General features: G+C 60.9%; 19 protein-coding genes. 13 read left to right on the top strand and 6 right to left on the bottom strand.

Features of this window, described 5'->3' with window-relative positions; all coding sequences use genetic code 11:
• Positions 1 to 79 precede the first annotated feature (79 nt).
• Positions 80 to 418 carry a metal-binding protein gene (locus EOM25_07060; protein NCC24943.1) on the top strand — a complete coding sequence of 113 codons (339 nt, stop codon included), beginning with the start codon at positions 80 to 82 and terminating at the stop codon, positions 416 to 418.
• Positions 419 to 428: 10 nt separating this feature from the next.
• On the opposite strand, the gene EOM25_07055 is transcribed toward EOM25_07060, so the two are convergent.
• The gene (locus EOM25_07055; GenBank protein ID NCC24942.1) at positions 429 to 1688 is read right to left on the bottom strand and encodes a glutamate-5-semialdehyde dehydrogenase; all 1260 of its coding nucleotides are present in this window, start codon (positions 1686 to 1688) and stop codon (positions 429 to 431) included.
• Between the two features lie 220 nt (positions 1689 to 1908).
• Here EOM25_07055 and EOM25_07050 point away from each other — a divergent pair, with 220 nt between their 5' ends.
• Genes EOM25_07050 through EOM25_07040 form a run of 3 tightly spaced genes read left to right on the top strand, consistent with a single transcriptional unit; the run spans position 1909 to position 4431 of the window.
• Positions 1909 to 2649: a DNA mismatch repair protein MutS gene (locus EOM25_07050; GenBank protein ID NCC24941.1), complete on the top strand. Its 741-nt coding sequence runs from the start codon at positions 1909 to 1911 to the stop codon at positions 2647 to 2649.
• 19 nt (positions 2650 to 2668) lie between these two features.
• Positions 2669 to 4090, top strand: coding sequence for a signal recognition particle-docking protein FtsY (gene ftsY, locus EOM25_07045; GenBank protein NCC24940.1), 1422 nt, complete (start codon positions 2669 to 2671; stop codon positions 4088 to 4090).
• An 11-nt stretch (positions 4091 to 4101) separates the two neighbouring features.
• Positions 4102 to 4431: a hypothetical protein gene (locus EOM25_07040; GenBank protein ID NCC24939.1), complete on the top strand. Its 330-nt coding sequence runs from the start codon at positions 4102 to 4104 to the stop codon at positions 4429 to 4431.
• A 112-nt stretch (positions 4432 to 4543) separates the two neighbouring features.
• Here the strand turns inward: EOM25_07040 and EOM25_07035 are convergent, their stop codons facing one another.
• The 5 genes from EOM25_07035 to EOM25_07015 all read right to left on the bottom strand — a co-directional run bounded on the left by EOM25_07035 (position 4544) and on the right by EOM25_07015 (position 10152).
• On the bottom strand, positions 4544 to 6388 hold the full coding sequence (locus EOM25_07035; GenBank protein ID NCC24938.1) for a hypothetical protein: 1845 nt from the start codon (positions 6386 to 6388) through the stop codon (positions 4544 to 4546).
• Positions 6389 to 6497: 109 nt separating this feature from the next.
• The gene (locus EOM25_07030; protein ID NCC24937.1) at positions 6498 to 7103 is read right to left on the bottom strand and encodes a formylmethanofuran dehydrogenase; all 606 of its coding nucleotides are present in this window, start codon (positions 7101 to 7103) and stop codon (positions 6498 to 6500) included.
• 25 nt (positions 7104 to 7128) lie between these two features.
• Positions 7129 to 7974, bottom strand: coding sequence for an ABC transporter ATP-binding protein (locus EOM25_07025; protein NCC24936.1), 846 nt, complete (start codon positions 7972 to 7974; stop codon positions 7129 to 7131).
• A complete protein-coding gene (locus EOM25_07020; GenBank protein ID NCC24935.1) occupies positions 7971 to 9041 on the bottom strand; it encodes an iron ABC transporter permease in 1071 nt (356 codons plus the stop codon). The genes EOM25_07025 and EOM25_07020 overlap by 4 nt, the downstream gene beginning before the upstream one ends.
• Position 9042: 1 nt before the next feature.
• Complete coding sequence (locus EOM25_07015) at positions 9043 to 10152, bottom strand: iron ABC transporter substrate-binding protein (GenBank protein ID NCC24934.1); 1110 nt, start codon at positions 10150 to 10152, stop codon at positions 9043 to 9045.
• 414 nt (positions 10153 to 10566) lie between these two features.
• Between EOM25_07015 and EOM25_07010 the strand changes: the two genes are divergently transcribed.
• From EOM25_07010 to EOM25_06970, 9 genes are all read left to right on the top strand, one after another.
• Positions 10567 to 11595, top strand: a complete 1029-nt coding sequence (locus EOM25_07010) for an iron ABC transporter permease (GenBank protein ID NCC24933.1) — start codon at positions 10567 to 10569, stop codon at positions 11593 to 11595.
• Complete coding sequence (locus EOM25_07005) at positions 11592 to 12377, top strand: ABC transporter ATP-binding protein (GenBank protein NCC24932.1); 786 nt, start codon at positions 11592 to 11594, stop codon at positions 12375 to 12377. The genes EOM25_07010 and EOM25_07005 overlap by 4 nt, the downstream gene beginning before the upstream one ends.
• 11 nt (positions 12378 to 12388) lie before the next feature.
• The gene (locus EOM25_07000; GenBank protein NCC24931.1) at positions 12389 to 13456 is read left to right on the top strand and encodes an iron ABC transporter substrate-binding protein; all 1068 of its coding nucleotides are present in this window, start codon (positions 12389 to 12391) and stop codon (positions 13454 to 13456) included.
• Between the two features lie 2 nt (positions 13457 to 13458).
• Positions 13459 to 14073 (top strand): methyltransferase domain-containing protein, encoded by a 615-nt coding sequence (locus EOM25_06995; GenBank protein ID NCC24930.1) that lies wholly within the window; start codon positions 13459 to 13461, stop codon positions 14071 to 14073.
• Between the two features lie 153 nt (positions 14074 to 14226).
• Positions 14227 to 16191 (top strand): TonB-dependent receptor, encoded by a 1965-nt coding sequence (locus tag EOM25_06990; GenBank protein ID NCC24929.1) that lies wholly within the window; start codon positions 14227 to 14229, stop codon positions 16189 to 16191.
• 80 nt (positions 16192 to 16271) lie between these two features.
• Complete coding sequence (locus EOM25_06985; GenBank protein ID NCC24928.1) at positions 16272 to 17033, top strand: DUF3450 domain-containing protein; 762 nt, start codon at positions 16272 to 16274, stop codon at positions 17031 to 17033.
• Positions 17023 to 18447 (top strand): MotA/TolQ/ExbB proton channel family protein, encoded by a 1425-nt coding sequence (locus EOM25_06980; protein NCC24927.1) that lies wholly within the window; start codon positions 17023 to 17025, stop codon positions 18445 to 18447. The genes EOM25_06985 and EOM25_06980 overlap by 11 nt, the downstream gene beginning before the upstream one ends.
• A gap of 11 nt (positions 18448 to 18458) precedes the next feature.
• Positions 18459 to 19067: a MotA/TolQ/ExbB proton channel family protein gene (locus EOM25_06975; GenBank protein NCC24926.1), complete on the top strand. Its 609-nt coding sequence runs from the start codon at positions 18459 to 18461 to the stop codon at positions 19065 to 19067.
• 61 nt (positions 19068 to 19128) lie between these two features.
• Positions 19129 to 19618 (top strand): TonB-dependent receptor (locus EOM25_06970; protein NCC24925.1); only part of this gene is annotated, 490 nt, incomplete at its 3' end.

The raw sequence follows: 19618 nt of genomic DNA, 5'->3' as shown, positions 1-19618 counted from the left end.
TCATATTGTAGAAACTATAATCAGTGAGAGAAAGAAAAATGGTTCTTGACCGTTGATGGCAGGTTGGGAAAAATACGCCATGAGCAGCGAAAGCGAAAAAAAAACCGCCGGTCAGAAACCAATTCGTAACGAAAGCGGCACCGACGTCTTCAACCAGAACCTGAACTGTCCCTATTTCCCCTGCCATGGAAACGTCCCGGCTGAGGTCTTCAATTGCAAGCATTGCTATTGCCCGCTGTACTTCATTTTTCCCGAGAACTGCGGAGGAGAGTTCAGGATTCTGCCCTCGGGAATCAAGGACTGCTCGGGTTGCGGTCTGCCCCACGGTCCGGGCGGGCATGAGCACGTCCTGGCCAAGCTCCGGGAGCATTTCGGCCGGATCGCGAAGACGGATCACGACCCGGCCGAAAGCGAGTGAGAATGAGGATCTACTCCCTGACCTGACCTTCGCCGAAGACCACGAACTTGGTGGCCGTCAATTCTTTCACTCCCATGGGTCCATAGGCGTGGATCTTAGACGTGCTGATGCCGATCTCGGCTCCGAGACCGAGTTCGCCGCCGTCGTTGAAGCGGGTGGAGGCGTTGATCATGACCGCGGAGGCGTCCACCTCGCGGATGAAGCGCATGGCCCGTCCGTGGTCCTGGGTGACGATGGATTCGGTGTGGTTGGAGCCGTAGCGGGCGATGTGGTTCTGGGCGGCGTCCTGGCTGGGCACGACAAGGACGGCCATTTCCAGGCTCAGGAATTCCCGGCCCCAGTCGCCGTCCTCGACCGGAGCGGCCTGGGTTCCCAGAAGGGGTAGGGACACGGGGCAGGCCTTGAAGCGGACCCCGGCCGGGGCCAGGATTTCGGCCAATTGGGGCAGGAAGGTCCGGGCCACCTCCTCGTGGACCAGAAGGCATTCCAGGGCGTTGCAGACTCCGGGACGCTGGACCTTGGCGTTGTAGACGATGTCCAAGGCCTGGTTCAGGTCGCCGAAACGGTCGACAAAGACGTGGCAGACGCCCTTGTAGTGCTTGAGGACGGGCATGGTGGCCTGGCTGGTCACGGCCCGGATGAGACCCTCGCCGCCCCGGGGAATGACCACGTCGATGTATTCGTCCAGGGTCAAAAGGGCCGAAACGGCCTGGCGGTCGGTGGTGGGCACGATCTGAACGGCCTCGCCGGGCAGCCCGGCGTCTTCCAGTGCCCGGGAGAGCAGACCGCCCAGAGCCATGTTGGAGTGCCAGGCCTCGGAACCGCCTCGAAGGACCACGGCATTCCCGGCCTTCAGGCAGAGGATGGCCGCGTCAATGGTCACGTTGGGCCGGGATTCGTAGATGATGGCCACAACACCCAGGGGAATGCGCATCTTTCCGACCAGCAGGCCGTTGGGCCTCTTCCACATGTATTCGATCTCACCCACGGGGTCGGACAGGCCGGCTACGTGGCGGCAGGCCGCGGCCATGGATTCGACCGTGACCGGAGTTATACGGAGCCGGTCAAGCCTTGCCGGGTCCAATCCGGCCTTTTGAGCGGCTTCCAGGTCTTTGGCGTTGGCGGCCATGATCTCGTCCTGTGAGGCGACAAGGGCCTCGGCCAGCCCCACGAGGGCCGCGGCCCGGTCAACCCCTCTGGTTTTGGCCAAGCCTTGCCCTGCCTTTTTGGCTCGGACGGCCATTCCCTTCATCTGTGCTGCGATATCCATTGTTCCTCCATTGGGTTTGACGGAATTCTAATCCAGGCCATTCTTCTTGCCAAGGGCGGACCGATGCCTCACGCTGGGCAAGTCTTTCAGCCGGAGATGATTCTTTTTGCCCTTTGACGGCCTTTGGGCTATAATCCTTCGGTGGAAGGGTGAAAACTGTCGGCAAGATTCCAGACGTTCATTCTTCGGTCCGGGACTGACTTCGAGGACGACAATCGACATGCAGCAGCCTTTCAAGAATTTGGCCCAGGCTCTGGGCCTGTCCACCGAGGAAGAGCGGAAGAGGACCAGGGCTGCCGAGGTGAAAGCCCGGGCCAAATCCGCCCGTTCCAAGGCCAAGGTTGAGAAGGCCGAGCCGACCCGAACCGAGTCCGAGGAAGAGCAGACCCTGTTCGAGCAGGCCATGACCGGGATCAAGCCGCTCAAGGGCCGGGGGCGGGAGGTTCCAACACCGGTCGTCCAGGCGGTGGGTCGCAGCCCAGCCGAGCCCCACGATCCGGTCCGGGATCTGGCCAGGATTGTCAACGGCGAGTGCGAGTTTCTGCTCGAATTCACCAACGAGTACATGCAGGGCCGAGTCCAGGGGCTGGATCAGAGGACTTTGGACAAGCTCAAGGCCGGGGTGTTCAGTGTCGAGAACCATCTCGACCTCCACGGCATGAATTCCGACCAGGCCCAGATCGCCCTGACAGAGTTCATTCGGTCGAGCTACGTGTCGGGCCGGAAATGTGTGCTGGTGGTCACAGGGCGGGGGCGGAACTCCCCACATGGGATGAGCGTACTCCGTCAAGAGCTTCAGGTCTGGTTGACCAGGTATCCACTGAAGAGGATCGTCCTGGCCTTTGCCACGGCCCAGCCCCGTCACGGCGGGGCCGGGGCCATCTACGTTTTGTTGCGAAGTCTCAAAAAACAGCGGGGCAAGGTGCTGTGGGAAGAGGTCTTCGTCCATCTTGAGGGCTGAACCGGCCCAAGGAGACGCCATGGGTTTCTTTTCAAAGCTGAAAAAAATTTGGAAGGGGCAGGACAAGGAGCCGGCCAGGGTCGAGCCAACACCTGAGCCTTCCTTAAAGCTGCCGGAGGTCGAACCCGGTCCCGTCCCGGCCGAGATGCTCTCAAAGTCCGAGACGGGTCCGATAGACAGTGAGCAGACTCCGATCGAGCCTCAACTGTCATCCGATGGGGGTGTCGACACGGACAAAGGGCCTGCCTGGAAGCGGGAGCTTCTGACGGCCCTGCACAAGGCCGAGCCGAAGCTGAGCGTTTGGCTGGATCTGATCCTCGACGGCATTCCAGCTCGGGGCGAGGAGCTTCGAGAGCGTCTTAGGTTCCTTTTTGTCAGCCTGGAGGCCCCGGTTCAGGAGGCCGAAGATTTTGTCACCCGCTTCGACGCCTGGCTCGAGGACATGGACTACGAGCGGGTTGAGGAATTTCGGTCCGAACTCCAGTACCGGCTGGCCCTGGCCCTGGATCTGGAGGACGAGGAGGACGAGCGGGATCGCCTGTTCGTCAAGCTCTCGGACGGTCTGGCCAAGACCAAGGAACAACTGTCCAGGCGGATTGACCAGCTGCTCAAACTGTCGGGCCGCTATGACGACACCTTCTGGGAAGAGCTTGAGGAAATCCTGATCATGGCCGATGTGGGCTACTCGGCCACGGCCAAGCTTCTGGAGCAGTTGCGGAGCCGGGTTCGCAAGGAAGGTCTGGTCGAGACCGACGGGTTCAAGGAGCTCCTGAGGGACGAACTGGTGACCATCTTCAAGGAGCCCAGACGGCGCCCTGTTCCCCTGGCCCCCGAGGTGGTGATGATGGTCGGGGTCAACGGAGTGGGCAAGACCACGACCATCGCCAAGCTGGCCCACAGGGCACAGATGCAGGGCCAGAAAGTCCTGGTGGCCGCCGGGGACACCTTCCGGGCCGCGGCCATCGAGCAGTTGGGCATCTGGGCCAAGCGGACCGGGGCCGGGTTCTTTGCCAAGGAGCACGGGTCCGATCCCGCAGCCGTGGCCTACGAGGGACTGGAAAAGGCCATGGCCGAGGGGTACGACAAGCTCTTCGTGGACACGGCCGGACGGATTCATACCAAGGTCGATCTCATGGAAGAGCTCAAGAAAATTAAACGGGTCGTGGCCAAGAAGCATCCCGGGGCTCCGCACAGGGTGACCCTGGTCCTGGACGCGACCACGGGCCAGAACGCCCTGTCCCAGGTGGAGTTTTTCGCCAAGGCCGTTGATATCGACGACATCGTCATGACCAAGCTGGACGGAACGGCCAAGGGCGGGATCATCGTGGCCATTGCTCTGGAGCACGGCCTGCCCATTTCCTTTATCGGCCTGGGGGAGAAGATGGAGGATCTGCGCCCCTTCAACGCCGAAGACTTTGCCCGGGCCCTGCTCGGCCAATGAGGATGACAGCCATGGAAAGCGAGTGCGACGGCGACGACCGGAGAGTCTGGTACCGGATGGACTGTGCCCTGACCGGGGAGTGCAGCGTAGACGGAAAGGGATCGGTCGACCTGGAGGTCCGGGACATCTCCTTTGACGGGATCGGTTTCGTGGTCCGATCCGACGGCCACGATCTGCAGGCCGGGGACCGGGCCGAGATCATCCTGCGCTGGGACGATCTCAACGAGACCTGGATGGATGCCGTGGCCATTCTCAAGTATGTCAACGGATCCAGGGTTGGAGCCCAATGGGTCGGCCGGCCGAGAATGGCCAAGTTGCTCATCGGCGATCTTTTGCCGTGATGAAATTTCAAGTACGAGGTTGGTCATAGAACTGTCCGTCCGACTCGTTTCAAAGAAAAAATCCCGACTCCGGAAATGACCGGAGCCGGGATTTTTTTTGGAGTGAAGGCATTCAGCGGTTCATATTCAGGGCCGTGGACGGTGCATGGGCTTGGACGGTCTGGGCGTAGCCGGCCACGCCGCCCAGTGCCTGGGTCGATTCGATGACCACGGATCCGCCGTTGCGGGTGCCGAACAGGACGCCCAGGGACAGAGTCTGCTGGGCCTGGGCTGGGATGGAGATGGGACCGTAGGTGTCCTGGATTTGGCCCTGGGTGTCCCTGTAGCTCAAGGTGACCGAGGCTGCCTGGCCCGAGGGATTGGTCAGGAGGACGTCCGTGCCCCAGCCCGAATCACCTGTGGCCACCTGGGGCACGACCAGGGTTGTGAGTGGGGCTTGGGCCATGTTCAGGGATGCCAGACTCGAGCCATCCGCGTCCCCGACGAGGATGAGCCCCTTCAGGGGATTTTGGGCCGAAACCTTGGCCCATCCGTTCCAGGGATTGAGAGGCAGGAGAAAGGCCGACTGTCCACCGGCAGGCAGGGTCATGTCCACCGGAGTCTCGGCCGTGCCGTCGTGGCGGTAGTAGGCCATCTGGACCGCGGTGGCCTGGGCGTTGGCGGCGTTGGACAGGGCGATGCCGGTCCAGGTCTCCTCGCTGCCGGCCAGAAGAAGTAGGTAGTAGACGTAAGGCAGGGTCGGTCCGGCCTTGTCGGGCTCGATGCCGGTGACGATGATCTGGGAGTCGGCCTCCCAGGTCCAGATGGCCTGGAAGTTCTGGGTCACGTCGTACCAGCCGTCGTAGTTCCCGTTCCAGCCGTAGTTGATGTGGACCATGTCCGTGGCGCCGTCCTGATACCCGTCGATGATGGTCTCGTGCCCCCCTCCGGTGGTATCGAAAATGGAAAAGACCACCGGGCGACCGGGAGAGGCGTCGATCTCGGTCTGGAATAGGGCCATCCACTGGTCGGCGTCTGGGTAGGAGGTCCGGCTGTGCTGGGTCATGGTCGGCTTGTACTTGAAGTAGAGGTGCAGGACCTCGTCGGCGTACATGCCGCTGCCCGACTCGTCCACGTCGTAGTCCATGTCGGCCGAAATGCCCACATCGGCGCAGAGCCGGGCCACGGCATCCTTCTGGGCCTGGGTGCTGGAGGCGGTCAGCTCATCGGGCATGTTGGCCCAGTCGTAGGCGTGGTCGAAGTTGGCCGTCAGAGTCCGGCCCCCGGTCTCCCAATAGTAGGAATGGCTGCCCGTGCCCCGGTCGGGCCATTGCCAATAGCGCAAGAGCTGGCTCCAGGCCGTGGCCACGCAGCCGACGATGGTTTGCTCACCGCCAAGCATGGGGCAGAGAAGATTGTAAGGAGTTTCCTGGCCCCAGCGGGAGGTCATGAGAGGTCCGACGCTGCGGATGCCCCGTTTAGCCGTCAGCCTGTTCTGGGCCGGATCGGAAGTCAAAATTCTCCAGGCCGCGGCCACGGCCGAGGCCTCGTAGGCCTGGTCCATGGACCGGACATTGAAGGCCGGGGTCTCGAAGTGGGCAAAGGCCCGGCCGACCTCGGGCACGATCCAGGACTCCAGAGCCGTGGCCGTGCCGGCCAAAGCCGGGTCGAAAGACGATGTGGCCGAGTAGAGCAGAACCGGGCTCAGACGGTCGCTGCGGGCCACCAGAACGTGTCCGGATGGAGTCACGGAAAAGTTCCAGGCCACTTCTTGATTGTTCCAGACGATGGGTTGGACCCCGGATATGGCGGCAGCGGCCTGACCGTTCCAAGACCCGAAATGGGCCGTGTGGCGGTGGATGAGGTTCTGGGCCACCAGAGCGGCCGTTCCCTGGTCGACCACGGCGGCCCAACTCGCGGAAGCCCAGACGAGAACGGCGACGAGAGCAAGAGATCCGAAGAAACGTCGAAGAGTCATGGTTGCCTCCACTGGGTTGAGGATGGCCCGGAAGCGGTCATCCTTGAAAAGATCATAGCCAAGGGGGGAGGTGGTGGCAATACCGGATCGGGCCGAATCCGTCGTCTGACTACCGTTTCTGTTCCACGGCCTCGAAGCAGGGAATGCATAGGGTCTTTCCGGCAAAGCGGCGGGTGCGCGACTCCATGGTGATCTCGCCGCAGTCGGCGCAAGCAAGGCTTTCCAGTATTCGGGCCGGTCGCGGCGGCGGGCCTTGGGCGGGCATCTGATCGAAGATTTCGTGGAGTTCGGCCTGCATGTAGAATGTTTGCCGCTGTCGGCGCAGGTCGGTCAATTCCTCTATTTCTTCCTGGCTGGCCTGGCCGGCCGCGTTGCGGGCCGACAGGATCCTCATGCGCTCGGACGAGGGGCCGGCGTGGACTTCTGGCCGTAGGCGGATGCGGACGCCCTCGCCGCTGTTTCGGTCGTAAAAGGTGAAGGCCATCTTGCCCAGATCGCGATGCAGGAAGTTTCCCTTGCCAAAGGTGCAGTCAGTCAGGAACTGGATGGCGTCCACGCCGCACATGTCGGTCTCGGCCACGGCGACCAGTTCGGCATTTGGAAATCGGGACAGGGCGTATTCGGCGGCCCTGATGCCGATGGCCAAGCCGGGGCAGGAGTGGCCGTGAAAGGCGATGACGCGTTCGATGGTTTCAGCGGGGATGGAGCAGGGCATGTAGGTTCTCCGGTATTGATCGTGTTCAGGGGTGATTGTGGCGTGTGCAGTCCGCATGGGGGCTTTCCACGCACGCATGGACATGATGGTGGTCGTGATCGTGGTCGGATTGCGGTTCAAGAATCGGGGTCACCGTGGGATGGCCGTTGATGAGGTGGATCTCCACGGGCAGGCCGTAGACTTGGCCGACCATGTCGGCGGAGATGTCACGGCTGAGGCCCGTGGAGAAGATTTTCCCGTCCTTCAGGAACAGGAATTTGTGGGCGAAGCGCAGGGCCGTGTTCAGGTCGTGCATGGTCATGACCGCGGCAATGGCGTGCTCGTCCACCACCCGGCGGACCAGAGTCAGAATGTCCATCTGGTTCTTGAGGTCCAGGGAACTGGTGGGTTCATCCAAGAGGAGGAGCCGCGGTTCCTGGACCAGGGCCCGGGCAATGGCCACCTTCTGGAGTTCTCCACCGGACAGGGTGTCGATATGGCGCAGGAGCAGGGCCTTCAGATGCAGACGGCGGATGGCCGCGTCGACGATGGAGAGGTCCTTTTCCGACGGTTTCCATCGGATATGGGGCTTGCGGCCCATGAGCACGGCGTCGAACACGGTCAGGCGGGCCGGTTCGCAGCGTTGGGCGACATATCCGACGGAGCGGGAGATTTCGGCCGGAGCCAGACGGAGGATATCCTGGCCGTCCACCCGGACCACCCCGCCCCGGGGGCGATGGATGGCGTTGATGCATTTCAGCAGCGTGGTCTTGCCCACGCCGTTGGGGCCCAGGATGGCCAGAAGTTCTCCGGCCCGGACTTCAAGGCGAACGTCCCTGAGGACCGGGTGGCCGTTGTAGGCGAACTCGAGCTCGGCGATCTGGAGGATCATCGGCGGCCTCCCTTGACGATGAGGTAGATGAAGACCGGGGCGCCCATGAAGGCCGTCAGCACGGAAACGGGAAGGACATGGGGGGCCAGGACGAGGCGGGCCGCGGTGTCGGAGACAAGCAGGAGCAATCCGCCGACGAAGACCGAGGCCGGCAGGAGAAAACGGTGGTCGGAGCCGATGACCCGGCGGACCATGTGGGGGACGACCAGGCCGACAAAGCCGATGATGCCCAAAAAAGCGATGGTCACGGCCGTGACCAGAGAGGCCACGAGCATGCCGAGCATCCGGACCCGTTCGACGCGGACCCCGAGACCCTTGGCCGTTTCGTCCCCGGCGTCGATGGCGTTGTAGCTCCAGGATTGGGAGAGAAAATAGGCGAACCCGGCCAGAGCGACCACGGCCATGATGCCCAGCTCGGACCAGGAAGCCCGGGCCGTGTCGCCGAAGGTCCAGAAGACCATGGCCGCCAGCTGGGCGTCGTCGGCGAAGAACTGGAGGAACATGGTCCCGGCGGTGAACAGGGCCCCCAGGGCCACACCGGTGAGAACCATGACTTCGGGGGTGACCCCCCGTGTGCGGGAGACCAGGATGATGGCCCCGGAGGCCAGAAGGCTGGCGGCAAAGGCCGCGGCCGTGGTCAGATAGGGGCTGGTCACGGACACGGCCCCGACGCTGGAGGAGGACATGACTCCGCCTCCGAGGAGCATGACGGCAAAGGCGGCCCCGAAGGCCGCAGCGTGGGAGATGCCCAGAGTGAAGGGCGAGCCCAGAGGGTTCCGCAATATGGACTGCATGGCCGCTCCGGCCACGGCCAAGCCGGCCCCGGCGGTGAAATCGGTCAGGGCCTGGGGGAGTCGGATGGACCAGACGATGAGTTCGAACCGCCTGGGGACCTCGAAGCCGAGAAGAGTTTTGAACACATCGATCAGGGGCACTCGGGCCGCACCCAGGGAGATGGCCAGGGCCAGGGCCAAGGCCACTGCCGCGGCCGTGGCGGCGACAAAGGCGAGTTTGAGCCCGATATAGCGTCTGTACTCGTCCGGGACCTGACCGTCGTGAAAGTGCATGTCAGTTCACGGCCAGGTTGGTGAAGACGAGGCCGTCGAACAGAGCGTTCATTCCACTGAACACCGGTTTTCCGACCAGGAAGACATAGATGTCGTCGGCCTTGGCCACAGGGTCTACATCTGCAAAGCGATCCGAATGGATGGTCTTGGCGATGAACCAGGCGTCGGCCAGGATGGATCCGTAGTTGGTCGTGTACCAATTGTATGGCAGAACTCCGAAGACACGTCCTTCCTTGACGGCGGAGAGAGAACGGTAGGCCGGGTCGGTTTTCAGTTCGTGCAGGCCTCCGGCGTTCTCGCCCATCTGCAGGGTGGAGAGATCGAGAAAAAGGAAGTCGGGATCCCATTCGACGATTTTTTCCTTGGCCACATTGGATTGGGAGAGTTGGCCTCCGGCCACGCCGGATTCCAGGGCCAGATTGCGGACTCCGGCAAAGGCGAAAGGAGGATAGGCCGGTTCGGTGGACTGAAAACCGTGGGGTCCCTTGTGGGCTACGCCGCCGATAAAGGCCGTGGGCCGGTCGGCCTGAGGTATGTCGGCCGTTCGTTTTTGGAGCTCGGCGATCTCGGCCTCGAAAAAGGCGACGACTTCCTCGGCCCGATCCGATTTTCCGACCACCTCGCCCATGATCCGTAGGGCGTCGTAGAACTTGGCCTTTGATTTGCCGAGGTCCCCGTATTCCAGAACCACGACCGGGATGCCGGTTTTGTTCTGGAGTTCGACCGGATCATGACCCATGCCCGAATAGGTCTTCAGGATGACCTGGGGCTGGGGCTCCAGGGTCAGGATGAGTTCGGGGTTGTCGTGGCCCCGGAATTCGCCGAAGGTTTTCATTTTTTTGAACTGGGGATTGGCCAGGCTGTAGGGCCTGGCGTCCAGGAAGCGCTGCTTGGTTTCGGCGTCGTCCACGGCCACGACCAGGTCCTGGGCCTGGAGGTAGCAGAGCAGGCGTAGACTGCCCGAGCCGGAGCAGATGACCCGGGTCACCGTGTCTGGAACGGTTACGGTCCGGCCGGATGCATCGGTGACGACACGATCGGCCAGGGCGGTCACTGAAAAATAGGTGATGAACAGGACGGTCGAAATGAGTATGCGGCCGATTTTGGGCATAATGTTCCTCGCGTTTGTCGTCCGTTGATTCGGATTTTGGGAAGAAATGGAGCAAAAAAGTTTTTTTTGAGTATACGTTACCAAATTATGTGTCAACGTAGATGGAAAATGGAATCATTGGGGTGCTTCGATTTATAAGAATAATAAAATGAGTTAATTCAATTTATTGTCTACAATATGGCTATTTAAAAAGATATTTTTTCAATGAAGTACCCTAAAAAATAGCACGATTTTTAAAAAAATCTTGATTTTTAAAAAATGATATGAAAAAAAGCACAACTTGGCCATGAATGATTTAAAAATTTTATTTTCAAAGCATGCGGGGTTCGAGTGTTGAGCCGATTTCTTGTGTCCTCGAGGCCATCGGAAGAACCGCTGGCCGTCTATCGACACAAGAGGAGGCGGGCCGTCTCCATCTTCGGGGGGCTCCTGGCCGGGGTTGTCCTCCTGGCCATACTTTCCCTCGGGCTCGGGGCCTTTGAGATTTCCATTAGGGAGATCCTTGAAAGTCTGGTCAGCCCTGGTAACGAGACCGCCGACGTGGTCGTCTGGAACATTCGCCTGCCCCGTATCGTCTCGGCCGTTGTTTCCGGGGCGGCTCTCGGTTTGTCCGGCATGGCCATGCAGAGCCTGTTGAAGAATCCTCTTGCCTCCCCGTTCACACTGGGCATCAGCCAGGGGGCTGGGTTCGGCGCGGCCGTGGCCATCGTGGTCATCGATCTCGGACTGAGCGCAGCTTCCGGGCCGGATTCCCGATCAGTCGCCGGGGTCGCTCAAGGCTATTTCTTGACCACCATGACGGCCTTTTTTGCTTTTCTTGGTGCCATGGCCGCAGCAACGGTCATCCTCGGCCTGGCCGTGCTCAGGCAATTGTCCACCCAGTCCGTGATCCTGGCCGGAGTGGCCCTGGCCTCCCTGTTCACCTCGGGCACAGTGCTGATCCAATATTTCGCAACGGAAACCGAGATCGCTTCCATCGTTTTCTGGACCTTCGGCGACCTGGGACGGGCCGGGTGGCCGGAAATCATCCTGATCACCATGATTTTCATGCCGGTCATGGTCTTCTTTCTCGCAAATCAGTGGAGTCTGAACACACTTTTGGCCGGAGACAAGGCCGCCCTGGGGCTGGGCGTGAATGTCGTCAGGCTCAGACTGTCGGGCATGTTTTTGGCCGGCCTGCTGGCAGCGATGGTGACTGCCTTCCACGGAGTTATCGCCTTTCTTGGCCTGCTGGCCCCGCACATAGCCCGACGCATCATCGGCCCTGAACACTCCATGCTCATGCCATTTTCCTGTTTGATCGGCTCCCTGCTTCTGCTGGCCGCCGACACCCTGGGGCGGGTGCTGGTCGGTTCGGGAGGGTTGCCCGTGGGGGTCCTGACCTCGTTCCTGGGGGCTCCGCTTTTTCTGTCCCTGCTCATGCGCAGAAGTCAGTGGACATGAATATCACTGTCGACGGCCTCATGTTCGGGTACGACAGCCGTCCGGTGCTCGAGGATATTCATTTTGAGGTCCCTCCGGCCACGGTGCTGGCCGTTCTGGGCCAAAACGGCGCGGGCAAGTCCACCCTTCTCCAGTGCATGGCCCGTATTCTGGAACCGAAATCGGGATGCGTTGCCTTGGGCCAAACGGATCTTTCGATCTTGAGTCGAAGGGAGCTCGGTCGCCTTTTCGGTTATGTGCCCCAGGCGGCCGGGGAGCAGAGCCTCACGGTTTTCGACACGGTTCTCCTGGGCCGTAGACCCTTCATCCGCTGGGCCCCGAACGATGAGGACCTGAACATCGTTCGGGAGGTTTTGGACTTCATGGGCCTTTCCCGCTTGGCCCACCGCCCGGCATCGGAACTGAGCGGAGGCGAGTTGCAGAAGGTACTCATCGCCCGGGCCCTGGCCCAGAAGCCCCGGGTACTGCTCATGGATGAGCCCGCCTCGAGTCTGGACCTCAAGAACCAGCTGGAGCTGGTCAGGCTTATGTCCGAATCGGCCCGGAAGATCGGATTCACGGCCGTGATTAGCGTCCACGATGTCAATCTGGCCCTGCGCTTCGCGGACTGGTTTCTGCTGCTCAAGGACCGCCGGGTGCATGCCCTGGTTCCCAGGGAGGCCTTGGACGCCACTCTCCTTGAGGAGCTATTCGATGTGCGCATGGTCATGACCGAGGTCGAGGGATGGACCTTTGCCCTGCCGATTCCCGACTCCGACAATCGGGATGTCGGGCTGTGCTGAATACAAAGCACATGTTTCTGACCTTGGTGATGGTCTTTGGATCCGTCCAGGCTGCGGCCCAGGGCTTGACGGTCATCGATCTGGCCGGCCGGGAAGTACGGATGGACAAAAAACCCTCCCGCATTGTCTGCCTTGCACCTGGAACCCTACGGCTCATCCTCTACCTCCAGGCCAAGGACCTCGTTGTCGGCGTGGAGGCCATCGAGACCAGGTTCCCGACGACAAGGCCCTATTGGCTGGCCCATGACGATTTGGGTCGTTTGCCCATCGTCGGTCCCGGAGGGGTGGGCACCATCAACGCCATGCCGGACCTGGAGGCCGTGCTGGCGGCCCGTCCTGAACTCGTGTTCATCTCCTATCTGGACGGAGCCAAGGCCGACCGGCTGTCCCGGACCCTGTCAATCCCGGTTGTGGTCTTGTCCTACGGGGAGTTCGGCTCCTTCGACGACCGGCTCTATGAATCATTGCGCGTGGCAGGGAAGGTCCTGGGCAAGGAGGATCGGGCCGAGGAGGTCGTGGCCTTCATCCATTCCTGCCAAGCAGACCTCGGCCGCCGGACCGGAGGCATCCCCGAGGACGAAAAGCCTTGGGCCTACGTGGGAGGCATCGGCTGGAAAGGGACCCAGGGACTGGAGAGCACGGACGCCGACTACGCCCCGTTTGCTTGGGTAGGAGCCCGTAATGTCGCTGCCGGTGGGGGAAAAAGTGGACACGTCTTTGTTGACCGTGAACAGCTGTTGGCCATGGATCCGGACGTGATTTTTCTCGATGGGGGAGGCAACAGCGTCATTGTTGACGATATCAGGAAGAACCCTCGGTATTATGGCCGGCTCAAGGCCTTTCGAAGCCAGAGGGTCTACGGATTGCACACCTTCAACTGGTATATGACCAACATCGGCACGGTCATTGCCGATGCCTATGCAGTGGGGACAGTCCTCCACCCTGAACGATTCTCGGATTTGAATCTGCAGGAAACGGCCGACCGCATTTACACCTTTCTGCTGGGCAAGCCGCTTCACTTCGTTCTGGCCGAACGAAGCGGCCCCCTTGGACAACCATTGGATCTGGGAGGCCCCTGAACATGTACACAGCAAAAGCTTCATTCTTCGACGGCCAGGTTCAGGCCCCCTGGGCCGCCGATGAGTACTCTACTGAAGAACTGGCCAAGCTGGAGCGTGTTTTCGACATTCTCGGTGATTTGGCCGGATGGACGATCCTGGAACCAGGATGTGGGACCGGGAGACTGACCGACATCCTCTCGGGCCGGGTCGGTCCGCGAGGTCGGGTCATCGCCCTGGATATCAGCCCAGGCATGATCGGGGAGGCCCGAAAACGGCTGGCTGAGCGAGCGAATGTGGATCTCCTGGTGGCCGCCGTCGAGGATCTGGATCTCAGCCAAGGGAGCGTGGACCTGGTCTTCTGCCACCAGGTATTCCCGCACATTGAGGACAAGGCCCGGGCCTTGGGCATGTTTCATCGAGCCCTCAACCTTGGGGGACGGTTGATTCTTTTTCACCTCATCGGGTTTCAGGAAATCAACGACGTTCATCGAAAGGCCGGTTCGGTCGTGGAGGGCGATCTCATGCCCGAGGCCCAGGTGATGCGAAGCCTCATGACAGGCCGGGGCTTCAGGATCGAGATATTACAGGACCATGACTTCGATTGCTATTTTCTGTCCGCAGTCAAGATATGTTGAGACAAGACCCGGTGGCGATTCGTCTGAAATCATGGATCAGCATCTTGAAAAGAAAAAAATGGGAAGGCAGGCCCCTGCCAAGAGAATCCTGCCTTCCTGATCGCAAACCCCAACATCCGAGGGGTTTCCCCTTGGATATGACAAGGAGGAGAAATGTCCAGAATTTTTTTTCCAATCGTCATGGCGACTATGTTCGTCTTTGGAATTTTTCGGTCGGCGCCTTGCCCGGCCCAGGAGTCCGACGACACGGTCAATGCCACGGTTCTAGAGGAGATGGTGGTCACGGCCCCGCCCATCATCGAGGGGAATATAATCGACAGATATGCCGCGCCGCGAACCATCGTCACCGAGAGCCAGATCAAGGACCTCAACGCCCAGGACCTGGCCACTGCCCTGCGGACCACGCCCGGGGTGACCATCTCCCGTTTCGATTATCTGGGGTCCTTCGGCGGTGGGGAGGGCGGCGGCATCTTCATCCGCGGCATGGGGTCCAGCCGTCCGGGATCAGAAATTAAAACCTTCATCGATGGCGTGCCCATGTTCATGAGCGTCTGGAATCATCCATTGCTCGACCTCATGGCCATCGATCCGGCAGGATCCATCGAGGTCTACAAGAGTCCTCAGCCGCAGAATTTCGGCAATGCCTATGCGGCGGTGAACATCGTGCCCAAGGAGAAGAAGACCGACGGCTTCGTGACCAAGACCCAGTTGGCTGGAGGCAGCTACTCGACACTCATCACCACCCTGGAAAATGGGGGCAAGGTGGACCGTTTCGACTACTATGTGGGCGGAGGGTTTCGGCGTTCCAACGGCCATCGCGACGATTCCAACGGCGAGCTTCGCGACGTGTACGGTCGGCTGGGGTATGAGCTGAGCAGGGCCTGGAAGATCGCTTTGTTCACCCTGCTGACCGATAACTACGCCATGGACCCGGGCAGCGAGGACAGGCCCTCGACGGCCAAGCAGGGACGGTACGAAACCAAAAACATCCTGACGTCGGCCACCCTCTCTCACGAATATGACGTGCTCAAGGGCGAGATCAAGGCCTACCGGAACAACGGCAAGGGCAATTGGCTTGACAATCCGACTTCCAAACCCGGAGTGAAGGAGAAACTCTACAACGACTTCCTCTTCTACGGGGTCAAGGCCAAGGAGACGATAACCATCCCCGGCGGAGGAGAACTCCTTGCCGGAGTTGACTGGGACTACACCAAGGGCAGCTACGACAAGGATCTGAGCGACGGGACATCGGACAATTGGGATGGCCACGATTTCGCCATTCTGTCTCCCTACACGGCCCTCAACTGGTTTTTCGGCTCCAGGGACGCCCTCTATTTCATCCCCTCGGCAGGGGTCCGTTACTACGACAACACGGATTTCAACAGTGAGCTGGCCCCCCACGCCGGGGTCATTCTAGGCTATGAGTCCACGGAAGTGTACGCCAACTATGCCCGGGGAGTGGTCTATCCCGGCCTTGAGGTGGTGGTCATGTCCGAGAAGGTTATTCCTGCCCTGAAGGAATCGTGGAAGAATCTGAAGGCCGAGAAGACAGACCATTACGAGGTCGGGATCACCCAGCGCTTCGGGGCCTGGGCCGTGGTCGACATCTCGTTGTTCTACGACCGGGGCCGGGATCGGTTCGTCCTTGTTCCGCCGCCCCCCCCGCCGCCAACGTACGCCAATATCGAGCGGTTCACCATCCGAGGGCTGGAGGCTTCGGTCACGGTCAACCCTTTGGACAATCTGTCCCTGTTCGCCGGTCTGACACTTCTGGACACGGACCCCTCCGATCTGCCCTACGCTCCGGACACGACCGTTTCGGGCGGGCTCAACTACAGGTTTTTGAAGAATTTCAAGCTCAGCCTGGACGGTCTGTGGGTATCCAAGATGTATGTGGGGCCCCAGGCCCGAAAATACGACACTGAGAACGAGGACAAGGTCGACTCGTATTTCCTGGCCAACACCAAGATCAGCTATGCCTATGAACCGGAGTCCAAGGCCTGGGAGGGCGAGATATTTCTGGCCGTGGAGAATCTGACCAACGAAAAATACGAGTACTTGCCCGGCTACCCCATGCCAGGCACGAATTTCATCGCAGGGGTGAATCTGACCTTCTGATCGGGAGATGGACCCGGCCCGTGTTTTCGTTCCCGGGCCGGGTCTTTGTTTGCCCCGTCGGAGACAACCCGAGGAGAACCATGCACGCAGTACTGATGGCCCTGGCCATCATTATTTTTTTGCCTTTGTCCGTCATGGGCCAGGAACCGGAAGCCGTGCTGTCGACCCTGGAGAAGGCCATAACTGAGGCCCAAAAGGATCAGCAAAACGTCGAGAGCATGGCTCCGGAGATCAAGGCGCTGCAGGACGAGGCCCTGGAGCTTATTCGCTATCGGCTTTGGCTGAAGCATCAGGCGGGCAAGTACGCCACGTACATAGCCGACCAGCACCGGGTGCTCTCGGAGATTGAGGCCCTGCACAAGGGGGCCCGGGTCATCGCCCTGGAGATGGAACCCTATTTGGACCAGGTTGCCGAGCGTCTGGATCGTACCCTGGAAGCTGGCCTGCCATTTCTTCTGGAAGAGCGCGGAACCAGACTTCGGCGCCTGCAAGAGGCTCTGAACCGGCACGATCTGGCCCTAGGGGAAAAGTTGCGGCGAACATTGGAGGCCCTGCAGATTGAGGCCCAGTACGGTCAAGGGGTGGAAACGGGTGAGGCCGCAGTGGAGACGGCCGAGGGCCTAGTCCAGGGAACGACCCTCAGGGTCGGGCGGCTGGCCATGTACCTCGTGACCCCGGACAGGGAGCGGGGCTTTGTCCTGGACCCCGTATCCCGGGACTGGATTCCCATGAGTGCCGAGGACGCGGCCAAGGTGGCCGTGGCCTTGGACATGACGGCCCGGAGGCGACCGGCGGAACTGGTCGGCCTACCCGTGGCCCGGGAGGTGGTCAGTGAACCGTGATTGTTGTTTCCGGATGGCGACCGGAGTGATTTTTGTAGTCCTGACCTCCGTTCCTCTCTGGGCGGCCACCTGGCCAGAGGCCGCGTCAAGGGCCATGGACGAGGCCCGGAACATCGAGACCGATTCCCGCGAAACATTGGAGTCCGTCGTCAACGATAAAAAGGCCCTTTCGGCCCGGGTGTCCGAGCTCAAAAAGGCCGCGGCCGAACAAGAGGCGGGATTGGCCGAACTCAAAGCCGAGTTCGAGGCCCTCCTGGCCGAAGAGGAGGACCAGCGGCAAGCTCTGGCCGAACAGGAAAAGGATATCCTGCTCATCGAGACCGTGACTCGAACCGCAGCCCGGGACGCCCAGCGGCTCCTGCGGGTTGGCCTTTCGGCTCCGGGTCGTCCGGAGCGTTCTGCGGCGGTCCGGGAAATCGTCGAGAGCGAGGCCATGCCCGGGTTTCCGTCCATCCGGGGCTTGGCCGAGGCTCTCCTGGCCCAGGCCGAGGACTCCGGACAAATATCCGTGGAGCCGGGTCGGTTCATGGGGCGGGATGGGATGGAGCATAACGGGACCATCGTCAGGCTGGGAGAGAATGCGGCCTACGCATTGGAGGACGGATACGTCTACGCTCTGATTCTGAAGCCGGAGCAGGGGCGGTTCGCGGCCGCGGCCGGAGATCTTCCGAAGCAGACGGTCGAGTCCGTTCTGGCCGTGGCCGAGGGTACGGCCTTGTCAGCGCCCCTTGATTTTTCTGGCGGGGTCTACGTGGCCAATCTGAAGCCCGGTGGCGGCCTGGAAGCCAAGATCCGAGCCGGAGGGATTCTCGTCTGGCCTATTCTGGGCATTGGTCTTCTGGGCTTGGCCATCGGTCTGGAACGGCTTTGGTCCCTACTGCGCATCGGCACTGGAAACGAACGTCTGTTGTCTCGGGTTCGCGGCTGGGCGGGCCGGAAAAGCCTGGCGCAAAGCGCTGATCATTTCGAGAAGCTCGAGGCCAGGAGTCCAATAGCCAGAATCGTTCTGTCCGGACTTCGCCACGCAGAGTCTTCCCGGGAGGTTCTCGAGAATGTCTTTCACGAGGCCATCTTGAAGGAAATTCCCAGACTGGAACGGTTTCTGCCCACCCTGTCCGTGCTTGGGGCCATCGCTCCTTTGCTCGGGCTTCTAGGCACCGTCACGGGGATGATCCATACCTTCGGGGTGATCACCATGTTCGGAAACAGCGACGCCAAGCTCATGTCCGGAGGAATTTCCGAGGCGCTGATCACCACCCAGTTGGGACTGGCCGTGGCCATCCCCATCCTCTTTCTTCACCATGTCCTTGAACGCCGGGTGGAAGCCATCGTCGGCAACATGGAAGAGGCCGGGGTGGCCATGAGCGTGGTCCTTTTGGGTCGACCCGAATCTGACTCCGAGAGGGGGCGATGAGGGAAGAGTTCATGAACCGACTGCTGTCCCTGGCCCTGGAACAGTACCGGGCCGGGGGGATGATCATGGTTGTCCTGGCCTTGGTCTCGGTCTGGATGTGGACCCTGGTCTTTTTCAAGGCCGTCCAGTTAGCCGGGTGGAAAGCAAGGGAACAGTCATTGGAGGAGGCCTTGGCGGACAACGTATGCTCGAACACCCTGGCGGGATGGCAAAAGTCGATGCTCGACGGGTACTCGAGGGCCCGGACCGGGGATCCAAAACTCGATTGTCGGATCATGGAAGGTATTGTCCGGTCCCTCGCCCATGGGGCCGAACGCCATGTCCGGACCATCGTCCTTTTGGCCTCCATCGCGCCGCTCTTGGGCCTTTTGGGTACTGTGGGCGGGATGATCGAGGCCTTCGAGACCATAGCCCGATGGGGCACGGGCAACGCCCAGGCCTTGTCGGCGGGCATATCCACGGCCCTGACCACTACCCAGGCCGGGCTGGTGGTAGCCATCCCCGGACTGTTCATGGGCCGTTTTCTCCAGCGACGGGCCCAGCAGATGGGGGATCGGCTCGAGCGGTTCTCGGCCGCGGTCCTTACCGGCGAGTCAGGTCGGATACGTTCTTTGGTTTGAGGCTTTGGGGTTATGCCGCAGGGTGGCAACGCGAATAATTCAACAGCAAAAGGAGAAGAAGATGAGGATGTTGCATTTTTTGATGGTGGCCATGGCCGTTCTGCTTGGTCCGGCTTTCGGATGGGCCGAGGATGAACCAGGTCAAGACGTCGAAAAAGAGCATCAACTTGGCGAAGTGGTGGTTTCGACCACCAGAACCGAGATCCCGGTCTTTGACGCCACCCAGAGCGTGACGGTCCTGACCAGCGAGGAGATCATGTCTTCACCCTTTGAGCGGGTGGAGGACATCATTCGCCAGGTCCCGGGTATCTACAATTTCCGTCACTACGCCCTGCAGACCAACGGCATCGTCAGCCCCCTCAAGATGCGCGGGGTCGGCAACAACCGAGTCCTCATCCTTGTGGACGGGGTTCCCCAGAACGACAATTTCAACAACGCCATCGCCTGGGTGGCCTGGGGACATATTCCCAAGGAGACCATCGAGCGGATCGAGATCGTCCGGGGCCCGACCTCGGCCCTGTACGGGTCGGAAGGTCTGGGCGGGGTCATAC

The sequence above is a fragment of the Deltaproteobacteria bacterium genome (assembly GCA_009929795.1).
Lineage (GTDB): Bacteria > Desulfobacterota > Desulfovibrionia > Desulfovibrionales > Desulfomicrobiaceae > RZZR01.
This window is presented reverse-complemented; position numbering and strand designations above follow the sequence as displayed.

Excerpts from the sequence above, each read along its gene's own strand:
- EOM25_06975 (NCC24926.1), top strand. The coding sequence starts at position 18,459 with ATGAACCGACTGCTGTCCCTGGCCCTGGAACAGTACCGGGCCGGGGGG.
- EOM25_07055 (NCC24942.1), bottom strand. The coding sequence starts at position 1,688 with ATGGATATCGCAGCACAGATGAAGGGAATGGCCGTCCGAGCCAAAAAG.
- EOM25_07005 (NCC24932.1), top strand. The coding sequence starts at position 11,592 with ATGAATATCACTGTCGACGGCCTCATGTTCGGGTACGACAGCCGTCCG.
- EOM25_06995 (NCC24930.1), top strand. The coding sequence starts at position 13,459 with ATGTACACAGCAAAAGCTTCATTCTTCGACGGCCAGGTTCAGGCCCCC.
- EOM25_07050 (NCC24941.1), top strand. The coding sequence starts at position 1,909 with ATGCAGCAGCCTTTCAAGAATTTGGCCCAGGCTCTGGGCCTGTCCACC.
- EOM25_07000 (NCC24931.1), top strand. The coding sequence starts at position 12,389 with ATGTTTCTGACCTTGGTGATGGTCTTTGGATCCGTCCAGGCTGCGGCC.
- EOM25_06985 (NCC24928.1), top strand. The coding sequence starts at position 16,272 with ATGCACGCAGTACTGATGGCCCTGGCCATCATTATTTTTTTGCCTTTG.
- EOM25_07015 (NCC24934.1), bottom strand. The coding sequence starts at position 10,152 with ATGCCCAAAATCGGCCGCATACTCATTTCGACCGTCCTGTTCATCACC.
- ftsY (NCC24940.1), top strand. The coding sequence starts at position 2,669 with ATGGGTTTCTTTTCAAAGCTGAAAAAAATTTGGAAGGGGCAGGACAAG.
- EOM25_07020 (NCC24935.1), bottom strand. The coding sequence starts at position 9,041 with ATGCACTTTCACGACGGTCAGGTCCCGGACGAGTACAGACGCTATATC.
- EOM25_07030 (NCC24937.1), bottom strand. The coding sequence starts at position 7,103 with ATGCCCTGCTCCATCCCCGCTGAAACCATCGAACGCGTCATCGCCTTT.
- EOM25_07060 (NCC24943.1), top strand. The coding sequence starts at position 80 with ATGAGCAGCGAAAGCGAAAAAAAAACCGCCGGTCAGAAACCAATTCGT.
- EOM25_07035 (NCC24938.1), bottom strand. The coding sequence starts at position 6,388 with ATGACTCTTCGACGTTTCTTCGGATCTCTTGCTCTCGTCGCCGTTCTC.
- EOM25_07040 (NCC24939.1), top strand. The coding sequence starts at position 4,102 with ATGGAAAGCGAGTGCGACGGCGACGACCGGAGAGTCTGGTACCGGATG.
- EOM25_07025 (NCC24936.1), bottom strand. The coding sequence starts at position 7,974 with ATGATCCTCCAGATCGCCGAGCTCGAGTTCGCCTACAACGGCCACCCG.
- EOM25_06990 (NCC24929.1), top strand. The coding sequence starts at position 14,227 with ATGTCCAGAATTTTTTTTCCAATCGTCATGGCGACTATGTTCGTCTTT.